At 60.7% G+C, this 24,211-nt stretch carries 19 protein-coding genes; 7 read left to right on the top strand and 12 right to left on the bottom strand.

Annotated features, from left to right (window positions below; genetic code table 11):
• Window positions 1–4: 4 nt before the first annotated feature.
• Window positions 5–1,678, bottom strand: coding sequence for an STAS domain-containing protein (locus tag K0U62_04035; protein MCH9800691.1), 1,674 nt, complete (start codon window positions 1,676–1,678; stop codon window positions 5–7).
• A 220-nt stretch (window positions 1,679–1,898) separates the two neighbouring features.
• Between K0U62_04035 and pap the strand changes: the two genes are divergently transcribed.
• The gene (pap, locus tag K0U62_04030; protein ID MCH9800690.1) at window positions 1,899–3,419 is read left to right on the top strand and encodes a polyphosphate:AMP phosphotransferase; all 1,521 of its coding nucleotides are present in this window, start codon (window positions 1,899–1,901) and stop codon (window positions 3,417–3,419) included.
• Between the two features lie 95 nt (window positions 3,420–3,514).
• On the opposite strand, the gene K0U62_04025 is transcribed toward pap, so the two are convergent.
• Window positions 3,515–3,970, bottom strand: a complete 456-nt coding sequence (locus tag K0U62_04025; GenBank protein ID MCH9800689.1) for a hypothetical protein — start codon at window positions 3,968–3,970, stop codon at window positions 3,515–3,517.
• Window positions 3,971–4,820: 850 nt separating this feature from the next.
• On the opposite strand from K0U62_04025, the gene K0U62_04020 reads away from it, so the two are divergent.
• Both K0U62_04020 and K0U62_04015 read left to right on the top strand, forming a co-directional pair.
• Window positions 4,821–5,471, top strand: coding sequence for a hypothetical protein (locus K0U62_04020; GenBank protein MCH9800688.1), 651 nt, complete (start codon window positions 4,821–4,823; stop codon window positions 5,469–5,471).
• Between the two features lie 213 nt (window positions 5,472–5,684).
• Window positions 5,685–5,888, top strand: a complete 204-nt coding sequence (locus tag K0U62_04015; GenBank protein ID MCH9800687.1) for a hypothetical protein — start codon at window positions 5,685–5,687, stop codon at window positions 5,886–5,888.
• A gap of 27 nt (window positions 5,889–5,915) precedes the next feature.
• Here the strand turns inward: K0U62_04015 and K0U62_04010 are convergent, their stop codons facing one another.
• The 5 genes from K0U62_04010 to K0U62_03990 all read right to left on the bottom strand — a co-directional run bounded on the left by K0U62_04010 (window position 5,916) and on the right by K0U62_03990 (window position 9,788).
• Complete coding sequence (locus K0U62_04010; GenBank protein ID MCH9800686.1) at window positions 5,916–6,299, bottom strand: hypothetical protein; 384 nt, start codon at window positions 6,297–6,299, stop codon at window positions 5,916–5,918.
• A gap of 53 nt (window positions 6,300–6,352) precedes the next feature.
• Window positions 6,353–6,502 (bottom strand): hypothetical protein, encoded by a 150-nt coding sequence (locus K0U62_04005; protein ID MCH9800685.1) that lies wholly within the window; start codon window positions 6,500–6,502, stop codon window positions 6,353–6,355.
• A 20-nt stretch (window positions 6,503–6,522) separates the two neighbouring features.
• The gene (locus K0U62_04000) at window positions 6,523–6,777 is read right to left on the bottom strand and encodes a hypothetical protein (protein ID MCH9800684.1); all 255 of its coding nucleotides are present in this window, start codon (window positions 6,775–6,777) and stop codon (window positions 6,523–6,525) included.
• 43 nt (window positions 6,778–6,820) lie between these two features.
• Window positions 6,821–7,765 carry a hypothetical protein gene (locus K0U62_03995; GenBank protein MCH9800683.1) on the bottom strand — a complete coding sequence of 315 codons (945 nt, stop codon included), beginning with the start codon at window positions 7,763–7,765 and terminating at the stop codon, window positions 6,821–6,823.
• A gap of 121 nt (window positions 7,766–7,886) precedes the next feature.
• The gene (locus K0U62_03990) at window positions 7,887–9,788 is read right to left on the bottom strand and encodes a sigma-70 family RNA polymerase sigma factor (GenBank protein MCH9800682.1); all 1,902 of its coding nucleotides are present in this window, start codon (window positions 9,786–9,788) and stop codon (window positions 7,887–7,889) included.
• A 553-nt stretch (window positions 9,789–10,341) separates the two neighbouring features.
• Here K0U62_03990 and K0U62_03985 point away from each other — a divergent pair.
• Window positions 10,342–12,471, top strand: coding sequence for a hypothetical protein (locus tag K0U62_03985; GenBank protein ID MCH9800681.1), 2,130 nt, complete (start codon window positions 10,342–10,344; stop codon window positions 12,469–12,471).
• 163 nt (window positions 12,472–12,634) lie between these two features.
• On the opposite strand, the gene K0U62_03980 is transcribed toward K0U62_03985, so the two are convergent.
• On the bottom strand, window positions 12,635–13,363 hold the full coding sequence (locus K0U62_03980) for a M15 family metallopeptidase (GenBank protein MCH9800680.1): 729 nt from the start codon (window positions 13,361–13,363) through the stop codon (window positions 12,635–12,637).
• Window positions 13,364–13,495: 132 nt separating this feature from the next.
• Here K0U62_03980 and K0U62_03975 point away from each other — a divergent pair, with 132 nt between their 5' ends.
• On the top strand, window positions 13,496–15,229 hold the full coding sequence (locus tag K0U62_03975; GenBank protein ID MCH9800679.1) for an ABC transporter ATP-binding protein/permease: 1,734 nt from the start codon (window positions 13,496–13,498) through the stop codon (window positions 15,227–15,229).
• Window positions 15,230–15,303: 74 nt separating this feature from the next.
• Window positions 15,304–17,220 (top strand): ABC transporter ATP-binding protein/permease, encoded by a 1,917-nt coding sequence (locus K0U62_03970; GenBank protein MCH9800678.1) that lies wholly within the window; start codon window positions 15,304–15,306, stop codon window positions 17,218–17,220.
• Window positions 17,221–17,279: 59 nt separating this feature from the next.
• Here the strand turns inward: K0U62_03970 and K0U62_03965 are convergent, their stop codons facing one another.
• Window positions 17,280–17,735, bottom strand: a complete 456-nt coding sequence (locus K0U62_03965; GenBank protein ID MCH9800677.1) for a TIGR00725 family protein — start codon at window positions 17,733–17,735, stop codon at window positions 17,280–17,282.
• A 23-nt stretch (window positions 17,736–17,758) separates the two neighbouring features.
• Complete coding sequence (locus tag K0U62_03960; protein ID MCH9800676.1) at window positions 17,759–19,258, bottom strand: WS/DGAT domain-containing protein; 1,500 nt, start codon at window positions 19,256–19,258, stop codon at window positions 17,759–17,761.
• Window positions 19,259–19,386: 128 nt separating this feature from the next.
• Between K0U62_03960 and ppc the strand changes: the two genes are divergently transcribed.
• A complete protein-coding gene (ppc, locus tag K0U62_03955) occupies window positions 19,387–22,104 on the top strand; it encodes a phosphoenolpyruvate carboxylase (protein ID MCH9800675.1) in 2,718 nt (905 codons plus the stop codon).
• Window positions 22,105–22,113: 9 nt separating this feature from the next.
• Here the strand turns inward: ppc and K0U62_03950 are convergent, their stop codons facing one another.
• The gene (locus tag K0U62_03950; GenBank protein ID MCH9800674.1) at window positions 22,114–22,692 is read right to left on the bottom strand and encodes an alpha/beta hydrolase; all 579 of its coding nucleotides are present in this window, start codon (window positions 22,690–22,692) and stop codon (window positions 22,114–22,116) included.
• Window positions 22,693–22,809: 117 nt separating this feature from the next.
• Window positions 22,810–24,211 (bottom strand): glycoside hydrolase (locus K0U62_03945; GenBank protein ID MCH9800673.1); only part of this gene is annotated, 1,402 nt, incomplete at its 5' end.

The raw sequence follows: 24,211 nt of genomic DNA, 5'->3' as shown, positions 1-24,211 counted from the left end.
TCCATCAGTTCTCCGATGAGTCTTCATCAGACTCCTTCGCGATGAGTTCCGGGTAGGCCTCTCGATACCCGTCTAGCGCAGTACGCAACGTTGAATACATATTGTCGCGGCCGATGACGTCCGCAACCCCGTGAGTCGCCATGGGAGCCAACACATCCCGCTTGACTCGGGCCAGCCACAACTCGGTCCCTTGCTCATCTAAGGCCTCCCACAAATCCTCCATGGTGGCTAGCGCGGTGGAGTCCAGCTCAACGTTTGCCTCCATGTTGAGAATGACTACCTCGGTGCCTGGCGGTGCCACACCTTTGACCTTGTTGTAGAAGTCGTAGGCGTTCATGAAGAACAGCGGAGCGTCGTAGCGGAAGACAACCAGACCCGGGATAGTTGTCGTTCGATCCCAATCGTCAATGTCATGCATGCCTGCGGCTTCGGGAGTGAAACCGAGCACGCCCTCGTGGGGCCGTGCTAGCCGCGCCAAGAACTCCATGACCGAAAGAACGATCGCCACGATGACACCCGGCAATATCCCGAGAGCAACAACAGCGATGGCGCACACCGCTGCAATGGCAGTCTCGCGCTTGCGGAACCGCGCCAAGCCAGCCCACTCCGGTACATCGATCAAGGTGTAGGCCGCGTAGAGGATGACACCAGCCAAGCCAGCATCGGGAGTGGCGGAAATAACTCCGGGGATGAGTAGTGGCCCGCCAATGAGGACGGCGATCACGATGATCGAGTAGTACTTGCTCGTTGCCCCTGATGCGGCTGCCAATGCAGTTCGCGAAGACGATGCCGACATCGGGTAGCCGCCGGCCACGCCGGTCACACCTTGAACCGCCGACAGCGCCCGCATCTCTGAACTAGGGTCAGGTGGTGGCCCCACCGCGAAGGCACGTGAGGTGACCATCACATCGGTGAACGAAACGATGGCGATGCTGATCGCCGGCAGAAAGAGGGCCGCCATGAGTTCTAGCGTGATGCCGGAGAGTTGCGGCGTGGGCATCTGTAGCGATACGTCGCCCACTGTGGGAACGTCCCACATCAACCCCAGCAAGATCGCCAGGGTTAAACCAAACAACGGACCGGGCAATCGGGGATTAATCTTTCGACAGACGAGTGACACCACCAGCACCAGCAACGCAATGACCACCGTTTGGTAGTCCGGTATCTGCAGGTCACTGCTGAAGACTGCCCGGATCGAGGACGTGTCCACCTCGTAGTTCAAGATTTTGGGAAGTTGCGACAGCACCATTAGAACTGCCACCCCGGTCAGATACCCAACCAGGATTGGCTTTGACAGCAGATCTGCCAGGAAGGATGCTTTCGCTAGCCAGCCGAGGAAGAGAATCGCTCCCACCATGATGGAACAGGCGGCTAGCGCAGTGAGCGGGTCGACTCCCAATGAACTAGCGGTCGGCCCAACTGCTGCCGCTGCCATCAGGGCCACTGCCGATTCGGGACCCACCGACATATACCGACTTCGACCGAGGAACAGGTAGACCAGTAGCGGCACCACGGCAATAGCGAGTCCGTCCGCCACATCGATGCCGGCCAGCGCACCGTACGCCATGGCCTGCGGAATGAAGTAGGCACCTACGGAGATTCCGGCCAACAGATTCCCGGAGGTGAAGAGAGTCCGCTTCCAGCCTGACGACTCCTGTTTCACATCGGTAGCAGACACATAGCCAAACTAGACATGAACAGCAGTTGTTGCACGGGTTAGAGACAACAAGAATCGCTGATGGATCCGATCTAGCCCCCACGAACACACCGCTGCGGGTAACGGCGCCCTGCCCATCTGCCCAGCCTCGCATTAATCTCGCGCTCAGCGGGACAGCAGCCCTTTCGGTGGTGAACACTCGGCACGAAGCGTATATCGGGAGTGACTCGGGAGACCACAAGTGCTAGAAGTCGCGGAAGTCGGAAACAAAGTCGACAAGCAAACGTATAAGAGCGCCGTCCCAGATCTGCGGCTACACCTAGTGAATGCTGAATACGATCTGCGCGAACATAACTTTCCGGTCATCGTATGGATTGCTGGTGACGATCGAGTCGCGGCCAATGAAATGGTCAATCGAATCAACGAATGGATGGATGCCCGCTACGTCCACACCCACATCTTTGGCGAACCCACAGCCACTGAGGCGGAACGTCCGCGATTGTGGCGGCTGTGGCAGTCACTACCTCCCAAGGGGCAAACCGCGGTCATTGCCGGCGGGCTGATGAGCGCGGCGCGCCAACTAGCCGACGGCGACATCAGCGAGACGGAGTTCAGCACTTGGCTGAACCACGTCACCGCTACACAGGAGGAACTCGTCGCTGATGGTGCGCTGATCCTCAAGTTCTTCCTCCACACTCCCGCCAAGGTGCAGTCCAAGCGGCGCAAGAAGACTAAGAAGGACAAGCGCAAGGGCTGGATGGCCGACCGAAAAGACTGGGAGCCACTGGACAATCTGGGACCGGTGCTACCTGTCGCGGAGCGAATCCTGCGCGAGACAACGACGCCGGGCGCACCGTGGATGATCGTGGAATCGGCGGACGCCCGCTACCGCGATCTCACCGTCACCAAGACAATCCTCGACGCGATGACGTCACGTATGGCGCAAAGCAGTAAGGGAACACCGCCCGCTGCCGACAGTGTTTTTGGTGATCTCGACAGCGGAGCAAATGCGTTGTCCGGAATCAATCTCGACCAGTCACTGAGTCGGGATACCTACCGACGACAGTTAGCCAAGGAGCAGGGACAACTGCACGAACTGTCACTGGAGGCTCGGGACCGAGGCATCAGCACGGTCTTGGGATTCGAAGGCTGGGACGCTGGTGGCAAGGGCGGTGCTATTCGCCGAATCACCTGGGCCCTCGAATCGGGCGATTACCGGATTATCCCGGTGGCTGCACCGACCGCGGAGGAAAACAACTATCACTACTTGTGGCGGTTTTGGCGGGATCTACCACCGGCGGGCAAGTTCGCCATCTTCGACCGCACTTGGTACGGCCGAGTCTTGGTGGAACGTGTTGAAGGATTCGCCCAACCCGAGGAATGGCAGCGCGCGTATCAAGAGATCAACGACTTTGAGGCCCAAATCGCCGAGCGCGGCACCTATGTCGCGAAGTTCTGGCTTCATATCTCACCGGAAGAGCAACTCGCTCGCTTCGAGGCCCGCGAAGAGACCCCGTACAAACAGCACAAGATCACCGAAGAGGACTACCGCAACCGGGAACGCTGGGACGATTACGTGCGGGCCGTCGACCAGATGCTGCTGCGCACCACGACCGACGACGCCCGCTGGCATGTCATTCCGGCAAATGACAAGTGGTTCGCGCGAGTGGCGGTCCTCAAGGCAGTGAACCAAGGTCTCTCCGACACCATCAAAAAGTCGAAAAATACCGGTCAACGAAATAAGAAGAAGAAAAAGAAGTAGATATCAGCGGTCCTACTGCTCCCGCTCGGGGTTGACTAATCCGTCAGTTCCAGTCCATTAGTTCTGCCTCACCTACCAGCACAGCTAGCGAGTTCCTAGCGGGCAGCTGATAAAAACATCGTCGTCGAGTCGCTTCCGCTACCGACCGGAACCCCACCAGCGTTGGGACCTTGCCAGCGTTGGCCGTCCGGACCACCAGGTCCGCCGTGTCGCCCAGGGCCGCCGCGGTCATCGCGGTTACCGCCGTCTCGATAGCTCTCCCCTGGTGCTCCCGGTTGACCAGTATTCGGATCTGTAGCCACCGCGTAAGCAACAGCGCCTGTGAACAGCAGGACTGCCGCAGCCGTGGTCGCCATGAAGACTCTGGTCAGCGTGCGCTCCCGGTAGTAGCGCTGCTCCCAATCATTGGTTCGGGTCGACTGATCGGTAGTTGCTACCTGTTCGGTTATCTGCTCAGTCGGCTGCTGCGTTGATCCCATCAGCTCCTCAGCGGGGACACCGGATTTCTGGTCGCCGGAACTACTGTCGTGTGGCTGGGGTTCATCGTTCATGCGACTACTATCACCGCCGCAGTTGTGGCCGGGGAAAGCAAACTGTAGGAGCTGGGTAAGGGATGCCGACCACCGTTCCTCCGAGTGGTGGATGTGGTCGCCGAGAGTGAGCGATCCTGTTCGTTCGGTGGCTTTTTGCCGCCATTTGCCCTCGATATGACCTGTTCGCGTGATTCAGGTCGCAGCATTCGCTGCCATCTCGGGACGAGACCCGGCCCATAGTTAACCTCAACCTCATTGGCAGCCACCGCTCGATCCCCGGCGAACTGGATCGAGCAGCCTCGGGTGGCCCGCGGGGAGGAAACTCATACGACTAGGCACGGCACTCATTGCGGCCTCAGCGGCAGCGCTGCTGCTCCCGAACGGTCTGACATCCGTTGCAGCCGCCGCGGAGGCCCCGTCAATGCGCGATAAGTCCACGACAAAACAGATCCGGTTGCGTACCCAACCCAAGAAGCCAGAGACCGGCAGCAAATTTCGACTCCGCGGCCGGGCTCAGTCGCTCCCGCCGCGCCATCGGCTGAAGATTCAACAGTGGAGTGGAAGTAAGTGGCGGAAAGTCGCTAGAACCCGCAGCAATAAGCGCGGGCGATTTTCGGTACGACTCCGTGCGCCGAAACGGCAGTCGAAAACCTGGTACCGAGCAGTGAGCACGAAGCCACGAGTCCGCAGTCGTACGCTGCGGGTCCGACTCCTCAAGCCGGTTGCCACTACTCCGGCCATCGCCGCACCGGACGGTGACCCTGCCACTGGGCCGGAGACCAGTAATTCCGCACGGGCAGTTGCCACACCAACTCCAGTCACACCACTGTGACCCCGGACGCTCGCAGGTGGCGACGCTAACAACTGCGTGCTCGACACCAGTGGCACTGCTTGGTGCTGGGGCAAGTTCGGCGGCACGGTACAACTGACCCCCGCAGCCGTGGTCACGGAGCAACCATTCTTCACTGTTGCCACCTCCGCCGGTTCCGGGTGTGGTCTTTCTTCCTTCGGCGCCGCCCAATGCTGGCAAGACGCGGCCGGCCGATCGACCCTGGCGACAGTGCCCGGCGATCATCGGTTCCGGTTCATCACCGGTGGTTCCGGCAACCGCAGCGGGTTCTGCGCGCTCGACGAAGTCGGCTCGGCCTGGTGTTGGGGTGAAGCGCCAGCGATCATCCACGGTCAGGGCGATGAACCGTGGGGGAAACCGCGCCAAGTGGCAACCGGGCTCGGCGCCTTGCTCGATGTCTCGTTGAGCCAAGGGCACATCTGTGTCATCGACAGCAGTCGACAAACCTGGTGCTGGGGAGCCAACCACATCGGCCAACTCGGCAGTGGCGATCCTCTTCTCGGCCCGTCGGCTGCCACCCCCATCCCGGTGGTAGGTGAACAGCGTTTCGTCCAAGTCGTTGCCGCCCCGCGGCACAGCTGTGGTCTGACACGTTTTCTTAAACGTTCACCACAATCTCATTCTCGGGCGACCACAGAGCTAGCAAAAGCCCCCAACGCACAGACCTAACTCGAGGCTTGCCTCCTCCCTAAGTAGCTACGGCATCTGGTAGTGCAAGGGAAAAACCAACTAACACGACCAGCCCCTTACTCTCTGTAGATGAACTATCAGTAGCTCACCTGGTACCCGAACCAGCAGCCAGGTAACGAGACGTTCAGCCCGTAGGTACGGCGAAACCAACGCCAACTCGGCACCGGTACTAACGGGCTACCAGCCTTCAACCTGACTACCGTCCCCAACTCACCAGCAAGTAGCGCCGTCGCCTCCGGAGCCCGGCACAGTTGCTCACTGGCGACGGACGCAACCATCTGGTGTTGGGGAACCGGTGAGGTGGGGCAGCTGGGACTGCCTGATCTGGTTAATAGTCCGGCGCCTGCCCAGCGAGTGATGGGAGGTACCAACTACCTGGTGTTACCGCGTGACTAGTCGAGTAGTTGAGCCGGCCGGCCGCCACTAGTTCAGCAGTACTACCCATCGATCTGGGTCTGCCACCGACAGGTACAGCGACTCGGTTCTCGTCATGACCGCCAGTATTGGTGTAGCGACTGAGCCATCGGGCAAGTCAGTGGTGACGTTCACACCGACGATGGCGATCCGTTCCAAGACGACCACCCGACCCGAATCACCGGCAAAGATCAACTGAGTCGGTGTGAGCCGCAAGGTGCCGGGACCCCGCTCCGACCCGAACGCCACCGTGGCGCGTTCGGAACGCTCGCGAGATAGCTGCGGCGGACCTGACGGAATTGCTGACTTCGGCTTGGGCCGGTAGCGCTGCGCCAGCCAGACGGCGCCCGCTATCAGCAACCCGAGCAAGGCCAGCAGCAGCAATCCCCTCATACCTGCACGCTACGGCGCTGCGGCGCTACTGTCGCGGAACCTACGGATTCCGTTCAATCCGAGTGCGCCTGCTGGGATGTCTCAATCTGCCCACCCCGAACGGCAATCGCCGCAGCCAGCACCTCGACCTGGGTCAGCACGTCGGAGCTGAGCTCTTGCTGCTGGGCTGCCGAGGGAATCTGAATCGGATCGGCGCAGCGCACCAAGATTTGCTAAGAATCGGCTACTCGGCAGTTGCAGCGATATTTCGATCTCGCGAAATCCGCAGTATGGCTGCAGTTGCGATGACGCTCCAGACGGCATTTAGCGCGAGGACCGCCCATGCCGACAGAACCACTGAATAGATAATCAGGCTCAGTGCACCGAGCAGGTTCATCAGTTGATAGCGGTATGAGGCCGGTTCGACTCGACCGGTGGACAACAACAGATAGGCACTGAGCACCAGGATGGTGCCGATCAGTCCAAGTAGATGAATCACTACTCCAGGCTAGCCGCTGGTCAGGTTAGTCAGCGCCGTTCAACTAGAAAGCGATCCCGGCAGTTCGAGCCGTCGCGATCTCCGCTGCGGACAACCAACGGGCAACGTCCGCGGTGTTGTCGGTGGTGATCCCCCAAGCCCCGTCATCGATGCAGCTGTCGATTGCTCGGGGATCGTTAGCGGTCCATACCAGCCAATCCAAGCCGACAGCGGCTAATTGCTGCGGTAGTTCCGGCGGGTAGGCAAACAAAGTGTCCAGGCCATCCAAACCAGCACCCACGGCTTGTTCAGCCAGCCAGCCCGGATTAGCCGCCTCGTCGTAGCCGACCCGCTCGCTCGCGATCCCACGCCGGTGCCCCTGACACCAACCACCCAGTTGCCATCGGGGCAGTGTGTCGACGATCCAGTAGGCCCGATGCTGTCGGGCGGATTTCTTCATCTCCGCAATGGTGTCCAGGTTGTAACTGATGAAGACGATCTGTTCATCGGCCAGACCTACCGGCTGCAGGGCAGCTAACAGGTGCGGGACTACCTGTGGCCCTTCCTCAATTTCCACCACTAGCCCTCGCTCGGCAGGTACCGCAGCAGCAACTGCCGCCAACGTGGGAACCGGCTGCGCCGCCCAGCGAGGAGATTTCCAGGACCCGGCGTCCAGCGCGCTGACTTCGGCCAGGGTCAGGTCGGTAATGCTGCGACCGACACGATCGGTCGTGCGATCAGTGGTGCGATCGTGATGCAGAATCGGGACTCCGTCTGCCGTCAGCCAGACATCCACCTCTACCGCATCAGCACCAACAGCAAAGCCGTGCGCTACCGCGGCGAGCGTATTTTCCGGTGGCCCCTGCGGATCGGTTTGCTGGTGGCCGGCGCCGCGGTGAGCTACCAGCCGCACCACGTCGGCCGCTGCTCGCAACGGCCGGGACTCGTCTCGACCCGCCGCCGCCAGCGCCCGAGCCGCCTGGCTGATCTGCGAATCTTGTGGCGACACCGCGATGTTCCTTCCGCCTGCCTGAGTGGGTCTGTGAATTCAGGCTAGGCGCACAGTTTCGCACTCCGTGATCGGCATTGCGCAGCACGGCAGCAGCGAAAGAACACCAAGACCGAAAACGCTACTGCTTGAGCGCTGGGTCTTGGGTGAACCTGGGATCAGGCGCCTTCAACGTCAGGTTGGGGCTGGGCTCAGCTGACTGCTTGATAGTTGTCTCGGGTGGGGGACACTTGATCGATCCGCCAGTGGTCCCGGACTGGATCTGATTACCTGCCTCGCCGTAGGCAACCGCGTAAAACTTATAGATCCCCTGCGGCAGCGCCAAGGAGCCGTACCACTTTCCACCACCGCCCGACAGTTGCACTTTGCCGTTGGCCGCGCCTGAGTACACCACCACCACGCTGGCTACCGGGCCACCGCTGGTAGCGGCACTCAGCGACCATTTGGGAGCGGGGCATCCGGCGGTAGAACCGGGCTGAGCGGCCACGGTGATATTCGTAACGGGGGCAATCTGCGGGGTTGGTTCAGCAGTCTCTTTCCCACCGCCGGTTGTGTTGCCGGTATCGCCGTTGCCGCTTGTGGCATCCCCGGTATCTTCCGTTCCCGAGCCGCCAGTGGTTCCGCCACCAGCGTTACCGCCGCCACTGCTGCCGCCGCTGTTTCCGGTAGTACTGCCGCCAGACTCCCCACCGGAGCCACCGTTACCCCCGCTGCCGCCACCGGAGCCACCATTACCGCCGCCACCGCCGGAGTCACCATTACCGCCGCCGCCACCGGAGCCACCGGACTGACTATTGCCAGCTACCTGGCCACCGGTACCGCCGTCACCGCCCGGTTGGTTGGCATCAGTTCCCTGCTGTTCTGAGTCATTGCCCCGCTGCCCTCGTTCGCCACGCTGGGCCGAACCTTGCTGCTGCTGGGGCGCGCCAGGTTCAACCGTGATCCGGGGGGCGCTCTCGAGTAGATCGTCAATCGACGGCGACTGCGCCTGCGGCAACGGTTGTGGCTCGGTGCCGCCAGGAACCCACACCGTAATGGCAAAGACGGCCGCCGCCCCGAGACCCGATGCCATCAGAACCGCCGCGACCTTCTTGCCTGCGCTCGCCCCTGCCGCAGCTGCGACCTGACTTGCCCCGCCGCCGTCGCCTAGTGAGGCGCCGCCAGCATCGATTGGAACAGTTCCGTCGGAACCGGCACCGGTGGTTCCAATTTCTGTTGCCCCGTCGCCGATCTGGCTCAGTGCTTCGTGAGCAGACTCCGCCGCGCGTGCCTCGAAGCCTTTCGGCAGTACCAACACCAGCGGCAGCGTGAAGGCCGAGACGTAGGAGAGCGCCTTGGTGTGACTACTGTCGCGACATTGATCGCACTCTTTGATGTGCCGGGAGATGCGCTTGCGCAGCAGCGGAGTGAGTTCAGCTCCGGCGCCAGCCACAATCTCCTGCAGTTCCGGGCAATCCTGATTCTTGTCTCGCAGCAATACCAGCGCACTGACGGCACCGTTCAGCGAACTACGGGCGCGTGACAGCCGAGCCCTCACTTCGTTGGGACTGACCGCCATGGCTTCAGCCACCTGTGCTGCGTCGAGGTCGTTGCGCAGCGCCAGCGCCAGGACGTCACGATCTCCCGGCGACAGCGACTGCAGCGCCTCGTACACCAGCTGCTGCGATTCAGACGAGGAAACCCCAGCCGACATGTCGGGGGCGGTTGATTGCATCTCAATCGCCTCCTCATCGGTCACGACCTTGCCCTGATTGCGCAGGATCTTGAAACATTCGTTGCGGGCAATCGCGAACAGCCACGGCCGCAGTCGTTCGGCGGAGCGAAGGGTGTCAATTTTGGTCACGGCCGCCACCAAGCAGTCGTGACTGGCATCAGCCGCTGAGTCCCGGTCTCGCAACACGGTGGTGCAGTAGGCGAACAGTCGTTCCGCATACGCTTGGTAAAGCAGTGTGAAGCCCTCATTGGGGTCGGAGTGCAGCGTATCGACGATGCCGCCGTCATCAACTGCAGGATGCGAACCCATAGCCAACCTCCGTCGCTCCACGGCGCCGACGTCTGAAAAGAGGCCAATCGACACCGAACTGTCGTTTCCACCGCGGTTCACGGCGCCGGTGCTACCGCTACTGGTCCTCCACTACCAGCAGAACGGTCGCTTTCTTCCACAGCTGCGACTATCAGGATAGCCGACACACCGAGCAATAGGGCCGCTACTGTCCGTCCCAATGGTCTACGGATAGTAGTCGATTCGCTCCACGTATTCATGGCTCGCTCCTCTGTCTCGTACTGCAGAGATGAGGGCACCCGCTCTGCCGCAACAGAAAACGAAAAGATTTCCCAAGAATCTGCTCACCGGCCCCAGATCGAGGTGATCGGGGGCCGCTGCCGCCGTAGGTCATCCGCAATTTCCAAGAACTCGCTGTCCAAACACACCGGCCCTTTGGCCCAGGCACTAAGACCCCAAATCGGACATCTTGCCGACCTGCGGCGAAACGATGCAGATTTCCCCGACCGGTTCGTCCATTCCGGTCGCAACAGCCCCAGTTGCGGAATAAGTTGTGGCCAACGAAGGAGTCCCTATGCCATCTCGTTTTCGTGCTGCTGCCGTCGCCCTGGGTTCTGGTGCCCTGGTGCTCGGGGCACTCGTGCCGATGACCACCACCGCCGCCACCGCCGAGGAGGCGGTACCCGAGGCACCCGCTGCCGCCCAACAGGAGGCCACACCGCAACAGGAAGCAGCGCCAAGTCGCGGCGATCGAATCTCCGGAGCCAACACCTGGGATTGGTCAATGCCAGCGCAAATGACGGACGAGAAGAAGTGGGTGGCCTGCGAGGCAGGCGCGGCCAAGCCAGATGGCTCAGCCAATCCGTTCTTCTGTGAGGTTGGGTCACCTGAGTACTACGCGGGTGGTCAATACATAGACGGCAAGGACGGCATCCCCGACGACAAGATGAAGAAGACCAAGTGGTCGAAGGACTCTGGTTACAACCGCTACGGCCCGCTACCCAAGAATGGGAAGTACAAGGTCATGCTGGACGGCTCGACCATCGCGGGGCCCGGGAAACTGACCTGCACCTGGATAATCCAAATGAATAAGAAGAAGACCATCCGAGTGAGTGGCAAAGCGAAGGGCACGTGCCCCGAAAAGAAGAAGCTGAAACTACCCGAGGGCAACTTCAAGACCAAGTTGCAGATCAAGTCCTCCTCCGGATCATCGGTGACGGGTGACGCCAAAAAGCTAAAGGTCAAGAATCACCTGATGGTGATCATGGGTGACTCCTACTCCTCCGGTGAAGGCTTCCCACCGTTCTACAAGCAGAACACCGACCCCAACTTTTCGAATGCTCGCTGGATTGATTGGGACGACAACCGCTGCCACCGCTCCCGCTGGGCCGGCCAGGTGCGCGCCGCACTCGAAGTGGAGAAGACCAGCCCGCGGTCGAACGTGACCCTGGTTGACGTGGCCTGCACCGGTGCTCAGGTTTCGGGTGGCAACCTCGTCGCCAACCAGAAGTTACTGGGAGATTTGACAGGTCAGGGCGGTATCCTGCACCCACAGAAGAACGGCCTGACTAACGGGGTTGACTACGGCTACACACCGGCACAGATCGACCAGGCCCATGCTGCACTTCGTAACGGCAAGTTGGTCGCCGACACGGTGTCCTTCACTATCGGCGGTAACGACGTGCTGTTCTATCCACTTGTGGTCGCTTGCGGCATCTCGGGGGCCTCCACCCTCATTAACGAGTTGCCAGAAGGAGTACTGGAGATTCTCGCCGGGCAGCTCGCGGGATTGATCATCCAGAATGATCCGTCAGCAGGCACACAGGAAGATGTAAAGAGTGAGGTTCTGAAGGCTGTCGAGGCTTCAGGCAAACAAAACTGCTACGGCGCAGCACCTGCCTGGGAACTCCCGGGAACGCAGGCCAATCCGGCGCCAGAAACTCCTGGTACTGCACCCTTGTGGGCCATTATTCAGCGGCAGTTGCTCCAACTGGATCAGCGCTACGACGACATGGCAAAGTGCATCAAAACCATGAAGGGAACCAAAGCTCCAGGCAAGAACGGCAAGGGCTGCAAGACCTATGCCCTGCAGAATGGGGTAAGTGGCCCATCGGCCAGTTCACCGTCTAAGTCGAAGCCAATCAAGGTAGCTAAAGCCAAGAACGTGGTGCAGGGCATTTACCCGGACCTCACCTCTGGCGAGAAGGGTGAACTCCTGGAGAAGACCGTGCAGCCGTGTGAATGGTCAGTGGAGTATCCGGCAGACACCATCAGCAACTACTGGGCCTACAACGTCGCTTACGTAGGTCAGAAGGGCAAAGAGGTACCCATGCCCAACTGGCAGAAATCCGACCTCCCCTACAAGGGCGCCAACCCAGTGATCGATAACAACACCTATACCCCGACGATTACCCCGGAGGTTGACGGCATCAAGGGGCTCATCCAGGAGAACAAGGCCGACTATGGCTGGACGCCGGAGTTGAAGATGCTCTCTGAATCCCGCGGCCATGGTGGTTGCGCTGGTAGTGGTTCGTGGCTCTTCCCAGCTACGTCCGCGGCTGGTGCGAGCGCCCCAGCACCGTACAACAATCCGCCCAACGGTTCGGGCGCCATGCACCCGAACGATATCGGGCAGGAAAAGTACGCCGAGTACATGGGCGCGAAGCTGCTCAAGCGCACTGGCGTGAAGAAGGAGAGCAAGTAGGGCAAAGACCTAACCTCAACAAAGTGTTGGGCCCACAGATCGCATAGATCTGTGGGCCCAACGACTTTCCGGAATCCGAACGTGCTGATAGTTCACTCCGCAACTCAAGGCCGATGCGGACCAACCTCGGCGGCATGCACCGACGCCACGGGCAAGTAGAGGTCTAGCGCGGCGCTAATGAAAAGTGCTGATAGTCCTTCGGGCTGCGCCAACGGCCACCCCACTCCCAGCCACGTCCCTCAAAGACTGCAACTTCTGGGGCACGGCCACCAAACATCCCGGGCCGCAACGGGCGGCGGTTTACGAACGGGCGGCTGTCTTTGTGAGAGGTGCGACCGTTCAGTACGTACGGGTTCTCCAGCGGGTTGATATCAATCGCCAAACCGTAGGCGTGCCGCGACCAGTTACTGCCGCCGGTGACCCGACGACAGTTGAATGCACTGGTGTTGCCCGCTTCAATGGAATCGAAATCACTGCCGCCATAAGCCTCGATCGGAACGATCCGTCGAATCGGAAAATCCAACTCGAACAGCTCCGCCATGATCCCTTTCACATCCCGAACTGCGCGGCGATGCACCACCAACGTCCCGGTCTGAACGTCGCCGACGAAGTCCCAGTGACTGACCTGCACCGTCCGAAGTTTCCGTAACGGCACCGGGCAGCCCTTTCGCCAGACCGCTGGCCGCATGCCCCGCCGAGTCGCTCGATCCAATCGGCTGACCTCAGCATGGAAAGTTGGCCGGTCCGGTTCACTGGTCGGCAGCGCTCGGGAGTCGCCACTGGCGGCCGCCTGGTTCGCGACGTATGTCACCGGCGCGACCAGGCCCACCAGCAGCATGGCCAGCAGGAGAAATTGCAGCCAGCGTCCACCGTGGTGTGTGAGCGCCCGCATGGCCGGAACCGTAGCATCGAATCCCGCCGACCCACACCAGTCAGCGAGATTCCACAACCATCCGTACCCTGAGGAAGTGATGATCACCTTTCGTCTCCACGTGACGACGCTTCCGCAACGGTGGGCGTTGCGGTGATCGGCTTCCTGCGCTCGTATCTGCGCCCCTACCGCACTGCGATCACCATTGTCATTGTCCTGATCGCCATCCAGTCGCTGACCAACCTCTACTTGCCTTTTCTCAACGCCGACATCATCAACGACGGTGTGATTACCGGTGATATCGGCTACATCCTGGAAGTAGGCGCGACCATGCTCGGCCTAACCCTGGCCCTGGGCGTGGTCTCAGTGATCGCGGTTTACTTCAGTGCGCGCACGGCCATGGGCTTCGGCCGCGACGTCCGCAAGTCGCTATTCCGCTCGGTGGAGTCGCTGTCGCTGCGCGAAGTCAACGAGTTCGGTGCCCCCTCGCTCATTACCCGCAATACTAACGATGTCCAACAGGTTCAGATGCTGGTCCTAGTGGGACTCACCATCTTGATCTCCGCGCCACTGACTGCCATTGGCGGCGTGATCATGGCGCTGCGCACCAACCTGCAGCTGTCCGCTCTACTGTTGGTGATCGTGCCGATCATGGCGGTGGTTATCGGAGCCATCGTGTCCCGCGCCGTGCCACTATTTCGTTCCGTTCAGACGAAAATCGACACCATCAACGCAGTCTTGCGGGAAAACCTGTCGGGCATTCGGGTCATCCGCGCGTTTGTGCGCACCCGCAGTGAGGAGGAACGCTTTGAGGCGGCAAACGACGATCTCACTGACACCTCACTGCGGGTGGCGCGACTGTTCGCGCTGATGATGCCGCTGTTAATGCTGGTCTTCAATATCTCCTCGGTGGCGGTGATCTGGTTTGGCGGCGGCCTGGTGGACAGCGGCGAGATTCAGATCGGTGATCTGACGGCGTTCCTGGCGTACATCATGCAGATCCTGTTCAGCGTGATGATGGCGGTGATGCTGATGACTATGGTGCCGCGGGCAGCAGCCTCAGCTGAACGCATCCAGGAAGTACTCGCCACTCAACCGGAGATCGTCGACCCGGAATCCCCCGTCACACCAGCCCAGCATGCTGGTGAAATCGAACTGCGGGAGGTGGAGTTTCGCTATGCCGGTGCGCAAGAACCGGTGCTGTGTCATGTCTCGTTCACTATCCGACCGGGTCAGGTGACGGCGATTGTTGGCGGAACTGGGTCGGGAAAAACGACCCTAGTCAATCTGCTGACCCGGCTATACGACGTGACCGGTGGCGCAATCCTGGTCGACGGTGTCGATATCCGAGAGCAAGCTCAAGAAGAGTTATGGTCGCGGTTCGGTCTGGTCCCGCAGAAAGCGTTCCTGTTCCGGGGAACTGTTGCCAGTAACATTCGTTTCGGCGCCGAGAATGCCAGCGATGCACAACTATGGCAGGCATTGCAGATCGCGCAGGCGGACAGTTTCGTCTCGCAGATGCCAGATGGGATCGACTCCGAAATCGACCAGGGAGGTACCAATGTCTCCGGTGGTCAACGGCAGCGACTGGCCATCGCGCGAGCGCTCGTGCGGCAGGCACCTGTCTACGTTTTCGATGACAGTTTCTCCGCGCTGGACTACGCCACCGATGCTCGCCTCCGCGCGGCCTTGCGAAGCCAGACCGCCGAAGCCGCGGTGGTGGTCGTGGCGCAACGGATTAGCACCATCCGCGATGCCGACCAGATCGTGGTGCTTGATGAGGGCACAGTGGCTGGCATCGGCCGTCACGAAGAGTTGATGCAGGACTGCCCCACCTACTCCGAGATCGTGCTGTCACAGCTGACCGAGACGGAGGCCACCCGATGAGCCGCACCGCACCAAACCGCACCATGACCGAGCGCCCTGGTTCGCCGTTGGGTCGAGGCCCGGGCAGCCTGGGCATGACCTTGCCAGCCGAGAAGGCACGTGACTTCACTGGTTCGTTGCGACGACTACTCCGGATGCTCCGGCCCCAGCGACTACTGATCACCATCGTCATGGCCTTGGCACTGGGCAGCGTATTTTTCTCCGTTCTGGGGCCGTTGCTCTTGGGGATGGCTACCAACATCGTGTTTTCCGGCGTCACCGGTCGCGATCTACCGCCGGGATTGACCCAACAGCAAGCCGAAGAGCAACTGCGGGCCGAAGGTCAGGTAGAACGCGCGGACATGCTAGCCAGCATGACGCTCACTGATGGTGTTGATTTCAACGCCTTGGCGCGGGTTACCGTGCTGGCCGCGGTCGTGTATTTAATCAGCGCAATTTTCTCCTGGGGGCAGAACTACATCATGGCCGGCGTCACGCAACGCACCATTCATCAATTGCGGGAAGACGTCGACACCAAGCTGGGCCGACTGCCGTTGAAGTATTTCGATAGTCAATCTCGCGGTGATGTATTGAGCCGGGTGACGAACGACATCGACAACATTTCCACCACCCTGCAGCAGGCGCTGACACAAGCCATCACCAGTCTGCTGACCGTATTGGGCGTACTGCTGGTCATGATCTGGATCAGTCCACTGCTGGCACTGATCTCGGTGCTGACAGTGCCGCTATCCTTCCTGACTACAGTGCTGATCGCCAAGCGCTCCCAACGACAGTTCGTGGGGCAATGGCATTGGACAGGTGAAGTCAACGGAGTCGTGGAAGAGATGTACACCGGCCACGAGCTGGTCAAGGTGTACGGCCACCGACCCCGGGCGATCGCGCAGTTCGATGAGGCCAACGAAAAAATGTTTGCTAATAGTTTCAAGGCCCAGTTCATCTCCGGCATCATCCAGCCCGCGATGATGCTGATTTCCAACCTGAACTATGTGGCGATTGCCGTCGTCGGTGGGATGCGGGTGGCCACCGGAGCTATCTCGTTGGGCGAGGTCCAAGCCTTCATCCAATACTCCCGGCAGTTCACGATGCCGATCACCCAACTAGCCAGCATCACGAACTTGTTGCAGTCTGGGATTGCCTCCGCCGAGCGAGTTTTCCAGCTACTGGATGCTGGTGAAGAGGAGCCCGACCCCCAGCAGCCGACGCGTATCGGTCGACCCCGAGGGGATGTGCAACTCACCGATGTGGACTTCCGCTACTCCCCCGACGTGCCGCTGATCGAGAACCTCAATCTGCATGCTCGCCCTGGCGAGACGGTAGCGATCGTTGGACCTACAGGTGCCGGGAAAACGACAGTCGTCAATTTGCTGATGCGGTTCTACGAGATTGATGGAGGCCGAATTTCCATCGACGGTGTCGATACCCAGGCCATGACTCGAGACGATGTCCGCCGGTGTTTCGGAATGGTGCTGCAAGACACCTGGCTGTTCCGCGGCACCATCACCGCGAATATCGGCTACGGCGCTATCGATCCCACCAAGGCGCAGATCCGTGCCGCCGCAGAGGCCGCCCGAGCCGATCACTTCATCTGCACCTTGCCTGACGGCTACGACACCGAACTGGATGATGAGGCCGCAAATCTATCCGCAGGTGAGCGGCAACTCCTCACCATCGCGCGCGCCTTCCTAGCCGACCCTGCCATTCTCATCTTGGACGAAGCCACGAGTTCGGTGGACACTCGCACTGAGGTGTTGATTCAGGAGGGCATGGCTCAACTGCGACAGGATCGCACGAGCTTCATCATTGCCCATCGGCTCAGCACTATTCGCGATGCCGACACCATTGTGGTCATGGATGGCGGCCGTATCGTCGAGCAAGGCAATCACGAGGAACTGCTCGCCGCCCACGGGTTCTACTACGACTTGTACACCAGTCAGTTCCTAGCGAGCTACGACCAAGACGCAGACACCACTGACGCAAACTCACCTGGGTAGCACCTTATTGAGGCTGCAGTTGCGGAACTCGAAAGTCAGTCGGTTGTGATCCCGCTGGACTAAATCCGCTTCTGCGCCAACGTCACCGCTACCTCGACAGCCTCACCGGGTGAGCCTGTCAACTGCGGTCCTGGCTCGGGCGCCTGCCAGCCACCCAGTTGGACGATTGGCACCCCGGTCCGGATAGCCAGAGCCACTTCGCTCCAGGTACCCCAACTACCCCCAATACAGATCACCGCGTCGCTGGCACGGACCACCAAGGCGTTGCGCATCTCACCCAGTCCGGTGGGCAACGCGAAGGTGAGGTGGTCATTGCCCGCCGAGCGATCCTCACCAGGAAGGATTCCAATCACCAGGCCACCGTGGCTCGCCGCTCCCCGGGAGACCGCGGCCATCACCCCATCGAGACCACCGTTCACGACCGAGCAACCTCGCTGGGCGAGCAGTCCACCGACTTCTTCTGCCCAAGCGACATCGGCCTCGTCGGCACCGAGCCCCGGGCCGATGACGCCAATAACCGGAGTTGGTGACTGCGCGCTCAAGCAGTCACTCCGGTCCGGTCCAAGAGTTCGTCTACCGACTCATCGAAATAGCGCAGGATCATCTCGGGATCATTCGTAATGCCGGCATCACTGTGCACGGAAAAATTCAACTCCCCGTCGAGGGTGAAGATGCCGAACGACAAATTCATATTGCCGGAGACCCCACCCATCCCCCACATGCCGAGCACCTGCGAGCCACAAATGTAGATCGGGTGCCGTGGCCCGGGCACGTTGGTAGTCACGCCGATTGAGTGCATCTGGTTTAACTTATGAATGGTCCGCTCGACCTCGGCAGTTCCCAACGCCGTCACCGACATCAGCCCGAAGGACACCACTGGCATCGGCGACACCTTCAACTCGTCGAGTCGGGCTTTCACCTCTGCTAGTTGGTCCATGGCATCGGCAATACCAACTGGCAGCAACACTGGAATGAGGCCAAATCGGTTTCCCAACTGCTTGGGCAACGGTTCACCAGGTTTGCGCAAACTCACTGGCACCGAGGTGAGGAGATCCGCCACCGTCAGATCATTGTGGTTGACCAAATACTTGCGCAGCGCATTGGTCAGGGCGGCCAACAACACGTCATTGATGGTGGCTCCAGCGGCACGCCCGGCATCCTTGATGGGCTGCAACGGTCGCGGCTCGTTCCAATCCACCATCTTGTTGCCGGATACCTTGCCATGCAGCATGGTCGATCCCGGCAGTGTCGGCGTGGCAAAGTCCCAGGCGGCCTTGGCGCCTTCGACGGCGGTCCCCGCGGTTTGGCCAATCTTCCCTACCCGATCGCTGATTTGATTCCAGCCATCAGCGATCTGCTCGGCGACATCACTGCCGAACTCCGCGAAGTTGCTGGGGTCAAGGTCGATGGTGAGGGTGTCTCCCTCGTCGTCACCAGCGATCATCGCGGGGATTCGCCGCACCTTCTCACCGAGGGAGGACACCGCGTCCACCGCTGGCGCAACAGCGCTGGACAGCACGTCACGTTTGCGCTGCCGCTCCTTGTGGACGGTCTCCGGCCGCTCGAGATTCTCGTCTTCATCGGCCAGCGAGAGCACGACTCGCACCAACGACCAACCGTCGGCGATCGAATGCTGGATCCGGCAATGAAAGGCCGTCCCACCTTGATAGTTCTGAAACTGGTAGATCTTCCACAGCGGACGATCCCGATCCAACAACTGCCCCCGTTGCTCACTGACTATGGCGCGCAGCTGCTCTTTGTCTCCCGGTGGGTCAAGCTCAACCACCTCTAGGTGATGGGCGAGATCAAATTCCGGATCGTCCTCCCATGACGGCAGATAGAGCGGATTCCGAGAGCTACGAAGCCGGCGGCTGAACGTGGGAAAGGTATCGACGATCCGCTGCTGTACGATATCGCGGAATTGGTCTGGGTCGACCAGTGACTTGGTCCACGCCACTGCCGAGACCGTCTGATTGTTGCGGCCCCATTCGCTGTAGAGCCACGCCGCGTCTGCCGGGGATAGTCTGCGCTCAGCCATGTCATCTCCTCTGTCTACCTGCCGGAATCCTAGGGAGAAGTCAGCGCGGACACCTGCGGAGCAGGAAGATAATCAGGTTGCGAATCTTTGTCAGGTTCGAAACGCTAGCGGCAACTGAGAGGCGCACCGTGAACCAACCGGGTGACGAAACAACCAGCCAAGCTGACAAGCAACTCGACGAGGACTTGATTCTGCTCGGAGACATCCTCAACGCAACCATTCAGCGGCAAGAAGGCGACGATGTCGCTGCCCTGGTAGCGCGGCTGCGGTCTGAGGACCCGGCCGCAGCCCTGACCGGAGTCGAACTGCCCGATGCGACCCGGGCTGTGCGAGCGTTAGTTCGGTTCTTCAATCTCGCTAATGTCGCCGAGCAGGTACATCGAGCCCGAGCTTTGGGGATAGAGCGTCGGGAACATGGCGGACCGATTCAACGCGTGACCGATCGTATTGCTGCGGCCGAACTCGACCCCGAACTTGTCCAAGGTGTTGCCGCCCGACTGTCTGCGCGGCCAGTGTTCACCGCCCATCCCACCGAGGCCGCCCGCCGCAGCACCCTAGTCAAGTTGCAGCGAATCGGACACCAGTTGGCGCAAGCTCAGGGACAAGACGAGGACGCCCAAATCGCGCGTGAGCGGATCGCCGAGCTCGTCGATCTGCTCTGGCAAACCGACGAACTGCGACTGGAACGTCCCGAGGTTCTAGATGAAGCACGTAACGCGTTGTACTTCCTCGACGACATGGTTCGCGGACCACTCAGCGACGTACTGGATTCGTTAGCCAGGAACCTGAATCGAATCGGGGCTCCGCTGCGCTCGCCCGCCCCGTTGGGATTTGGCAGTTGGATCGGCGGCGACCGAGATGGGAACCCCTTTGTCACAGCGCAGGTCACTGCCGAAGTCCTGCTGCTGCAACGTCGGCATGGGATTCGTCGGATTACCGAGATCATCAGTGGCCTGATTGATGATCTGTCTATTAGCGAACGGCTTACCGGAATTCCGCGGGAGCTACGTGAGGAGGTAGACGGCGAACTTTCCTCGGTGCCCGGCATCGATCCACGCTACCTACGGCTCAACTCCGAGGAACCGATCAGACTCAAACTTTCGGTTATCCGGGCCCGACTTGCAGCAACAACCAAGCGGGATGCAACCAACATGCCGCATGTTCCTGGGACTGACTACGCCACGACCGCCGAATTGCTCGCCGATCTGAATAGCATCCGTCATGCCATGCTGGAGCACCGCGGAAATCTGGCAGTTCAAGGTTCACTGGACTCCGCGATCCGGAAGATTTCAGCGATCACCCTCACCATGGCTTCCCTCGACGTCCGCGAGCACGCCGACAAGCACCACCACGCGATTGGCCAACTACTGGATCGAGCTGAGCCAGCTGCGCCGCCCTATGCCGAACAGGACCGCGACCAGCGGCGGGAGCGACTCGCCGCGGAGTTGGCCAGTAGGCGCCCACTGGCGCCAACTCCGCCACCGCTAGACGAGGCTGGCACCACTACCTATCAGGCGCTGGTCGCGGCCAGAGAAGCGATTGCCCGCTACGGACCCGAAGCCTGTAGTAGCTACATCGTGTCGATGACTCGAGGGGCGGATGACCTGTTGGCGGCGGTAGTACTAGGTCGTGAAGCCGGTCTGGTCGAGTTGGCTGAGGGCCGGGCGCTTGTCGATTTTGCACCGCTACTGGAGACCGTTGCTGAGCTGCGTGCTACTGGCACCATCTTGGACGCACTGTTGTCGGAGCCAAGTTATCGACAGGTCGTCGCGCTCCGCGGCGACGTGCAAGAAGTCATGTTGGGCTATTCGGACTCCAACAAAGACGCTGGCATTACCACCAGCCAGTGGGAAATCCACCTTGCCCAACGCCGATTGCGGGATGTAGCAGAACGGCATGGCGTACGCCTGCGCCTATTCCACGGCCGCGGCGGCACCGTTGGCCGAGGCGGTGGACCTACCTTCGAAGCGATCATGGCCCAGCCGCACGGCGTACTCGATGGCGAAATCAAGGTCACTGAGCAGGGCGAGGTGATCTCGGACAAGTATTTGCTGCCAGAACTCGCGCGCGAGAATCTGGAACTCACCGTGGCAGCCACGCTGGAGGCATCGCTGCTGCACCGGCAGGCGCACACGGAGCCAACGCTGCTGGCGGAGTGGGATCGGGTGATGGCGGTAGTGAGCGAAGCGGCATTTGCCCGCTACCGCGGTTTGGTTGACCGTCCCGATCTACCCGAATACTTCACCGCATCGACCCCAGTGAATGAGCTCGCGGGAATGCACATGGGATCTCGTCCCGCCCGTCGGCCGGATACTGGCGCGGGCCTCGATGGCCTACGAGCGATTCCCTGGGTATTCGGCTGGACGCAATCTCGCCAGATCGTCCCCGGGTGGTTTGGTGTGGGTAGTGGCTTAGCTGCTGCTCGGGAAGCAGGACTCGCGGCCGCACTGCCGGCGATGTTGGCGGAATGGCCGTTCTTCGGGAACTTCGTCTCGAACGTGCAGATGACGTTGGCCAAAACCGACCTGACTGTCGCCCAACAGTATGTGGAACAACTCGTTCCGGAACGGCTGCACAGCATCTTCGCCGAGATTGTGCAGGAGCATGAGTTGACTCGTCGCGAGATTCTAAACCTCACCGGCGGAGCTGCGGTGTTGTCCGATCAGCCAGTGCTGGCTCAAACGCTGGCGGTACGGGACCGCTATCTACGGCCACTGCATCTGCTGCAAGTCGACTTACTGCAGCGGGTTCGCGAGTACGACATCGACGACGTTCCCACCGAGTTGCGCAGAGCGCTGTCACTATCGATCAATGGCATCGCCACTGGGCTACGCAACACTGGCTAACTGTCGCCGCTAGCGACCCAACGACCAAGGCGGTACTAGCCCGGCGCAAAAAGCGGTGACCAAGTCTTTGCCTTGCTCCCAGTCCCCCAAGCCACTATCGGCGTTGATATGGCCCAACGCCCCGGCTATGACGACTCGCGCCCCCAGGTCTTGCGCGAAGTGTGAACTCCAGTCCGCGGTGGCGTAGTGATCGTCCAGACTCGACACCACCAGGGTTGGAAAGGGCAGCGGTCGCCGGGGGAAATCGCGAAACTCCGCTGCTTCGTCTGGAAAGGCAGGTCGGTCGGGATCGACGGGGGCGACCAACACCGCACCGGCGACCGGGAGGGCTGCGGTTGCCGCCCAGATCGGTACCAGCAGGCAGGCCAGGCTATGAGCAATCAGCACCGGAGAGTCGGGCGCCGTGGCCGACACGGACCGACTTAGTGCCGGCAACCAGTCGTCCAACCGTGGCTGATCCCAATCCACCGGTTCAAATCGTGTGATCTGCGGGTCAACCTGCTGCCAATGGGTCTGCCAATGACTCGGACCAGAGTCGTAGATGCCAGGCAGCATAATGAGCCGGCGCGACGCTGGATCGATATTCATACTGTCATCACTGTTGCAGCTGGCTGAGTCAAAAACACTGACGCCCCGGGGGGGGTCTTTCGGCAGTTGCCGAACTACGCCGCGCCCCGGGGCATCAGGTCTCAGGACCGAAACGAACTAGCCGTACAGTCCCTGGTTCACAGCCGAGATTAGTTCACCGTTCGCGGTGTCACCATCCATCGACCAGATCATGGCGCCGCCGAGTCCCTGATCGCGCACGTAGTGCATCTTCTCGATCAGAGTCTCGGAGTCATCGTAGGACCAGAAGGTCGTACCGTCATATGCCCACAATTGTCGGGTCGTGGGGTGCCGGTAGGTAGTGAAACCCGGTTGGGCCACCAACACCTTGTAGTCCTCAAATCCAGCTTCATAGGTTCCCGGAGCGGCTCCGGTTGCGGACTGGTAGAGCCCGTCGTTCCCGCCAGGCACTCCGGTCCAGCCGCGACCGTAGAAGGGCACCCCGACAACCAACTTCGCCGGGTCGGCGCCAGCTTCACGCCAGATGTCAATCGATGACTTGACGCTCGCTTCCTTCGCGTCACCACTGCCCGGTCCGTTCGGATCGGTGTAGAGGTTGGAGTGAAAGTTCGTCGGACCCTTCGCATCCCAGGCACCGCGGAAGTCGTAGCTCATGACGTTGATGGCGTCGAGAGCATCCGAGACTGCTGGCACCTCAATCTTGTTGATCTTGCCCCGACCAGCTGGTACCGCTGCCGTTAGCTCGTAGTATTTCCCGGTCTCGGCGCCGTAGTTGTCCAACTGGCGACGGAACTCCTGCAGCAACAAGGTGTAGTTGCGGGTATCTTCCGGCCGGTAGACGTGACCAGCAGCAGCCGGTGCTCCCGGGTACTCCCAGTCGATATCGATACCGTCGAAGACGCCCGCAGCAGCACCCTCGCCGCCAGCCCCGTCCGCGACCGGCAAGTTCCCGCGCAAGTACAAATCGATGCAGGAAGAGACCAGCTTCTCGCGACTCTCGGCGGTTAGCGACGCATCAGAGAATCGCTTGGACCAAGTCCACCCGCCTAGGCTGATGAGCGCCTTGGTGTCTGGGTACTGCGCCTTGAGTTTCTTCAACTGATTGAAGTTGCCCCGCAGCGGCTGGCTCCAGGTATCGCCCACTCCATCCACGCTCTGATCTGCAGTGAAACTGCGGCCGTAATCCGCCCAGGCATCGCCTTCACCAGTTTGATTCACGAGGAAGCATTTGCCCGCTGGGCTGATGTTGCCGAAGGCGTAGTTGATGTGGCTCAACTTTCCGGCGGACCCTGAAGTCACCAGATCCTTCACCAGATAGTTCCGCGCGTAGATGCCCCACTGCGTGAAGTAACCCACCGTGCGGCTGTCCGCTGCTGGCGGTGCCAGCGGCTCAGTAGGCTCCTGCGACGGCTCCTCAGTGGGCTCCTGCGACGGCTCCTCAGTGGGCTCCTGCGACGGCTCCTGGCTCGGCTCCTGCGACGGCTCCTGGCTCGGCTCCTGCGACGGCTCCTGGCTCGGCTCCTGCGACGGCTCCTGGCTC

It is taken from the genome of Actinomycetes bacterium, from assembly GCA_022599915.1.
GTDB lineage: Bacteria > Actinomycetota > Actinomycetes > S36-B12.
This window is presented reverse-complemented; position numbering and strand designations above follow the sequence as displayed.

What these genes read in the sequence shown, in the direction of transcription:
- K0U62_04025 (MCH9800689.1), bottom strand. Translation starts at nt 3,970, where the DNA reads ATGAACGATGAACCCCAGCCACACGACAGTAGTTCCGGCGACCAGAAA.
- K0U62_04010 (MCH9800686.1), bottom strand. Translation starts at nt 6,299, where the DNA reads ATGAGGGGATTGCTGCTGCTGGCCTTGCTCGGGTTGCTGATAGCGGGC.
- K0U62_03990 (MCH9800682.1), bottom strand. Translation starts at nt 9,788, where the DNA reads ATGGGTTCGCATCCTGCAGTTGATGACGGCGGCATCGTCGATACGCTG.
- K0U62_03985 (MCH9800681.1), top strand. Translation starts at nt 10,342, where the DNA reads ATGCCATCTCGTTTTCGTGCTGCTGCCGTCGCCCTGGGTTCTGGTGCC.
- K0U62_03980 (MCH9800680.1), bottom strand. Translation starts at nt 13,363, where the DNA reads ATGCGGGCGCTCACACACCACGGTGGACGCTGGCTGCAATTTCTCCTG.
- K0U62_03970 (MCH9800678.1), top strand. Translation starts at nt 15,304, where the DNA reads ATGACCTTGCCAGCCGAGAAGGCACGTGACTTCACTGGTTCGTTGCGA.
- K0U62_03960 (MCH9800676.1), bottom strand. Translation starts at nt 19,258, where the DNA reads ATGGCTGAGCGCAGACTATCCCCGGCAGACGCGGCGTGGCTCTACAGC.
- K0U62_03950 (MCH9800674.1), bottom strand. Translation starts at nt 22,692, where the DNA reads ATGAATATCGATCCAGCGTCGCGCCGGCTCATTATGCTGCCTGGCATC.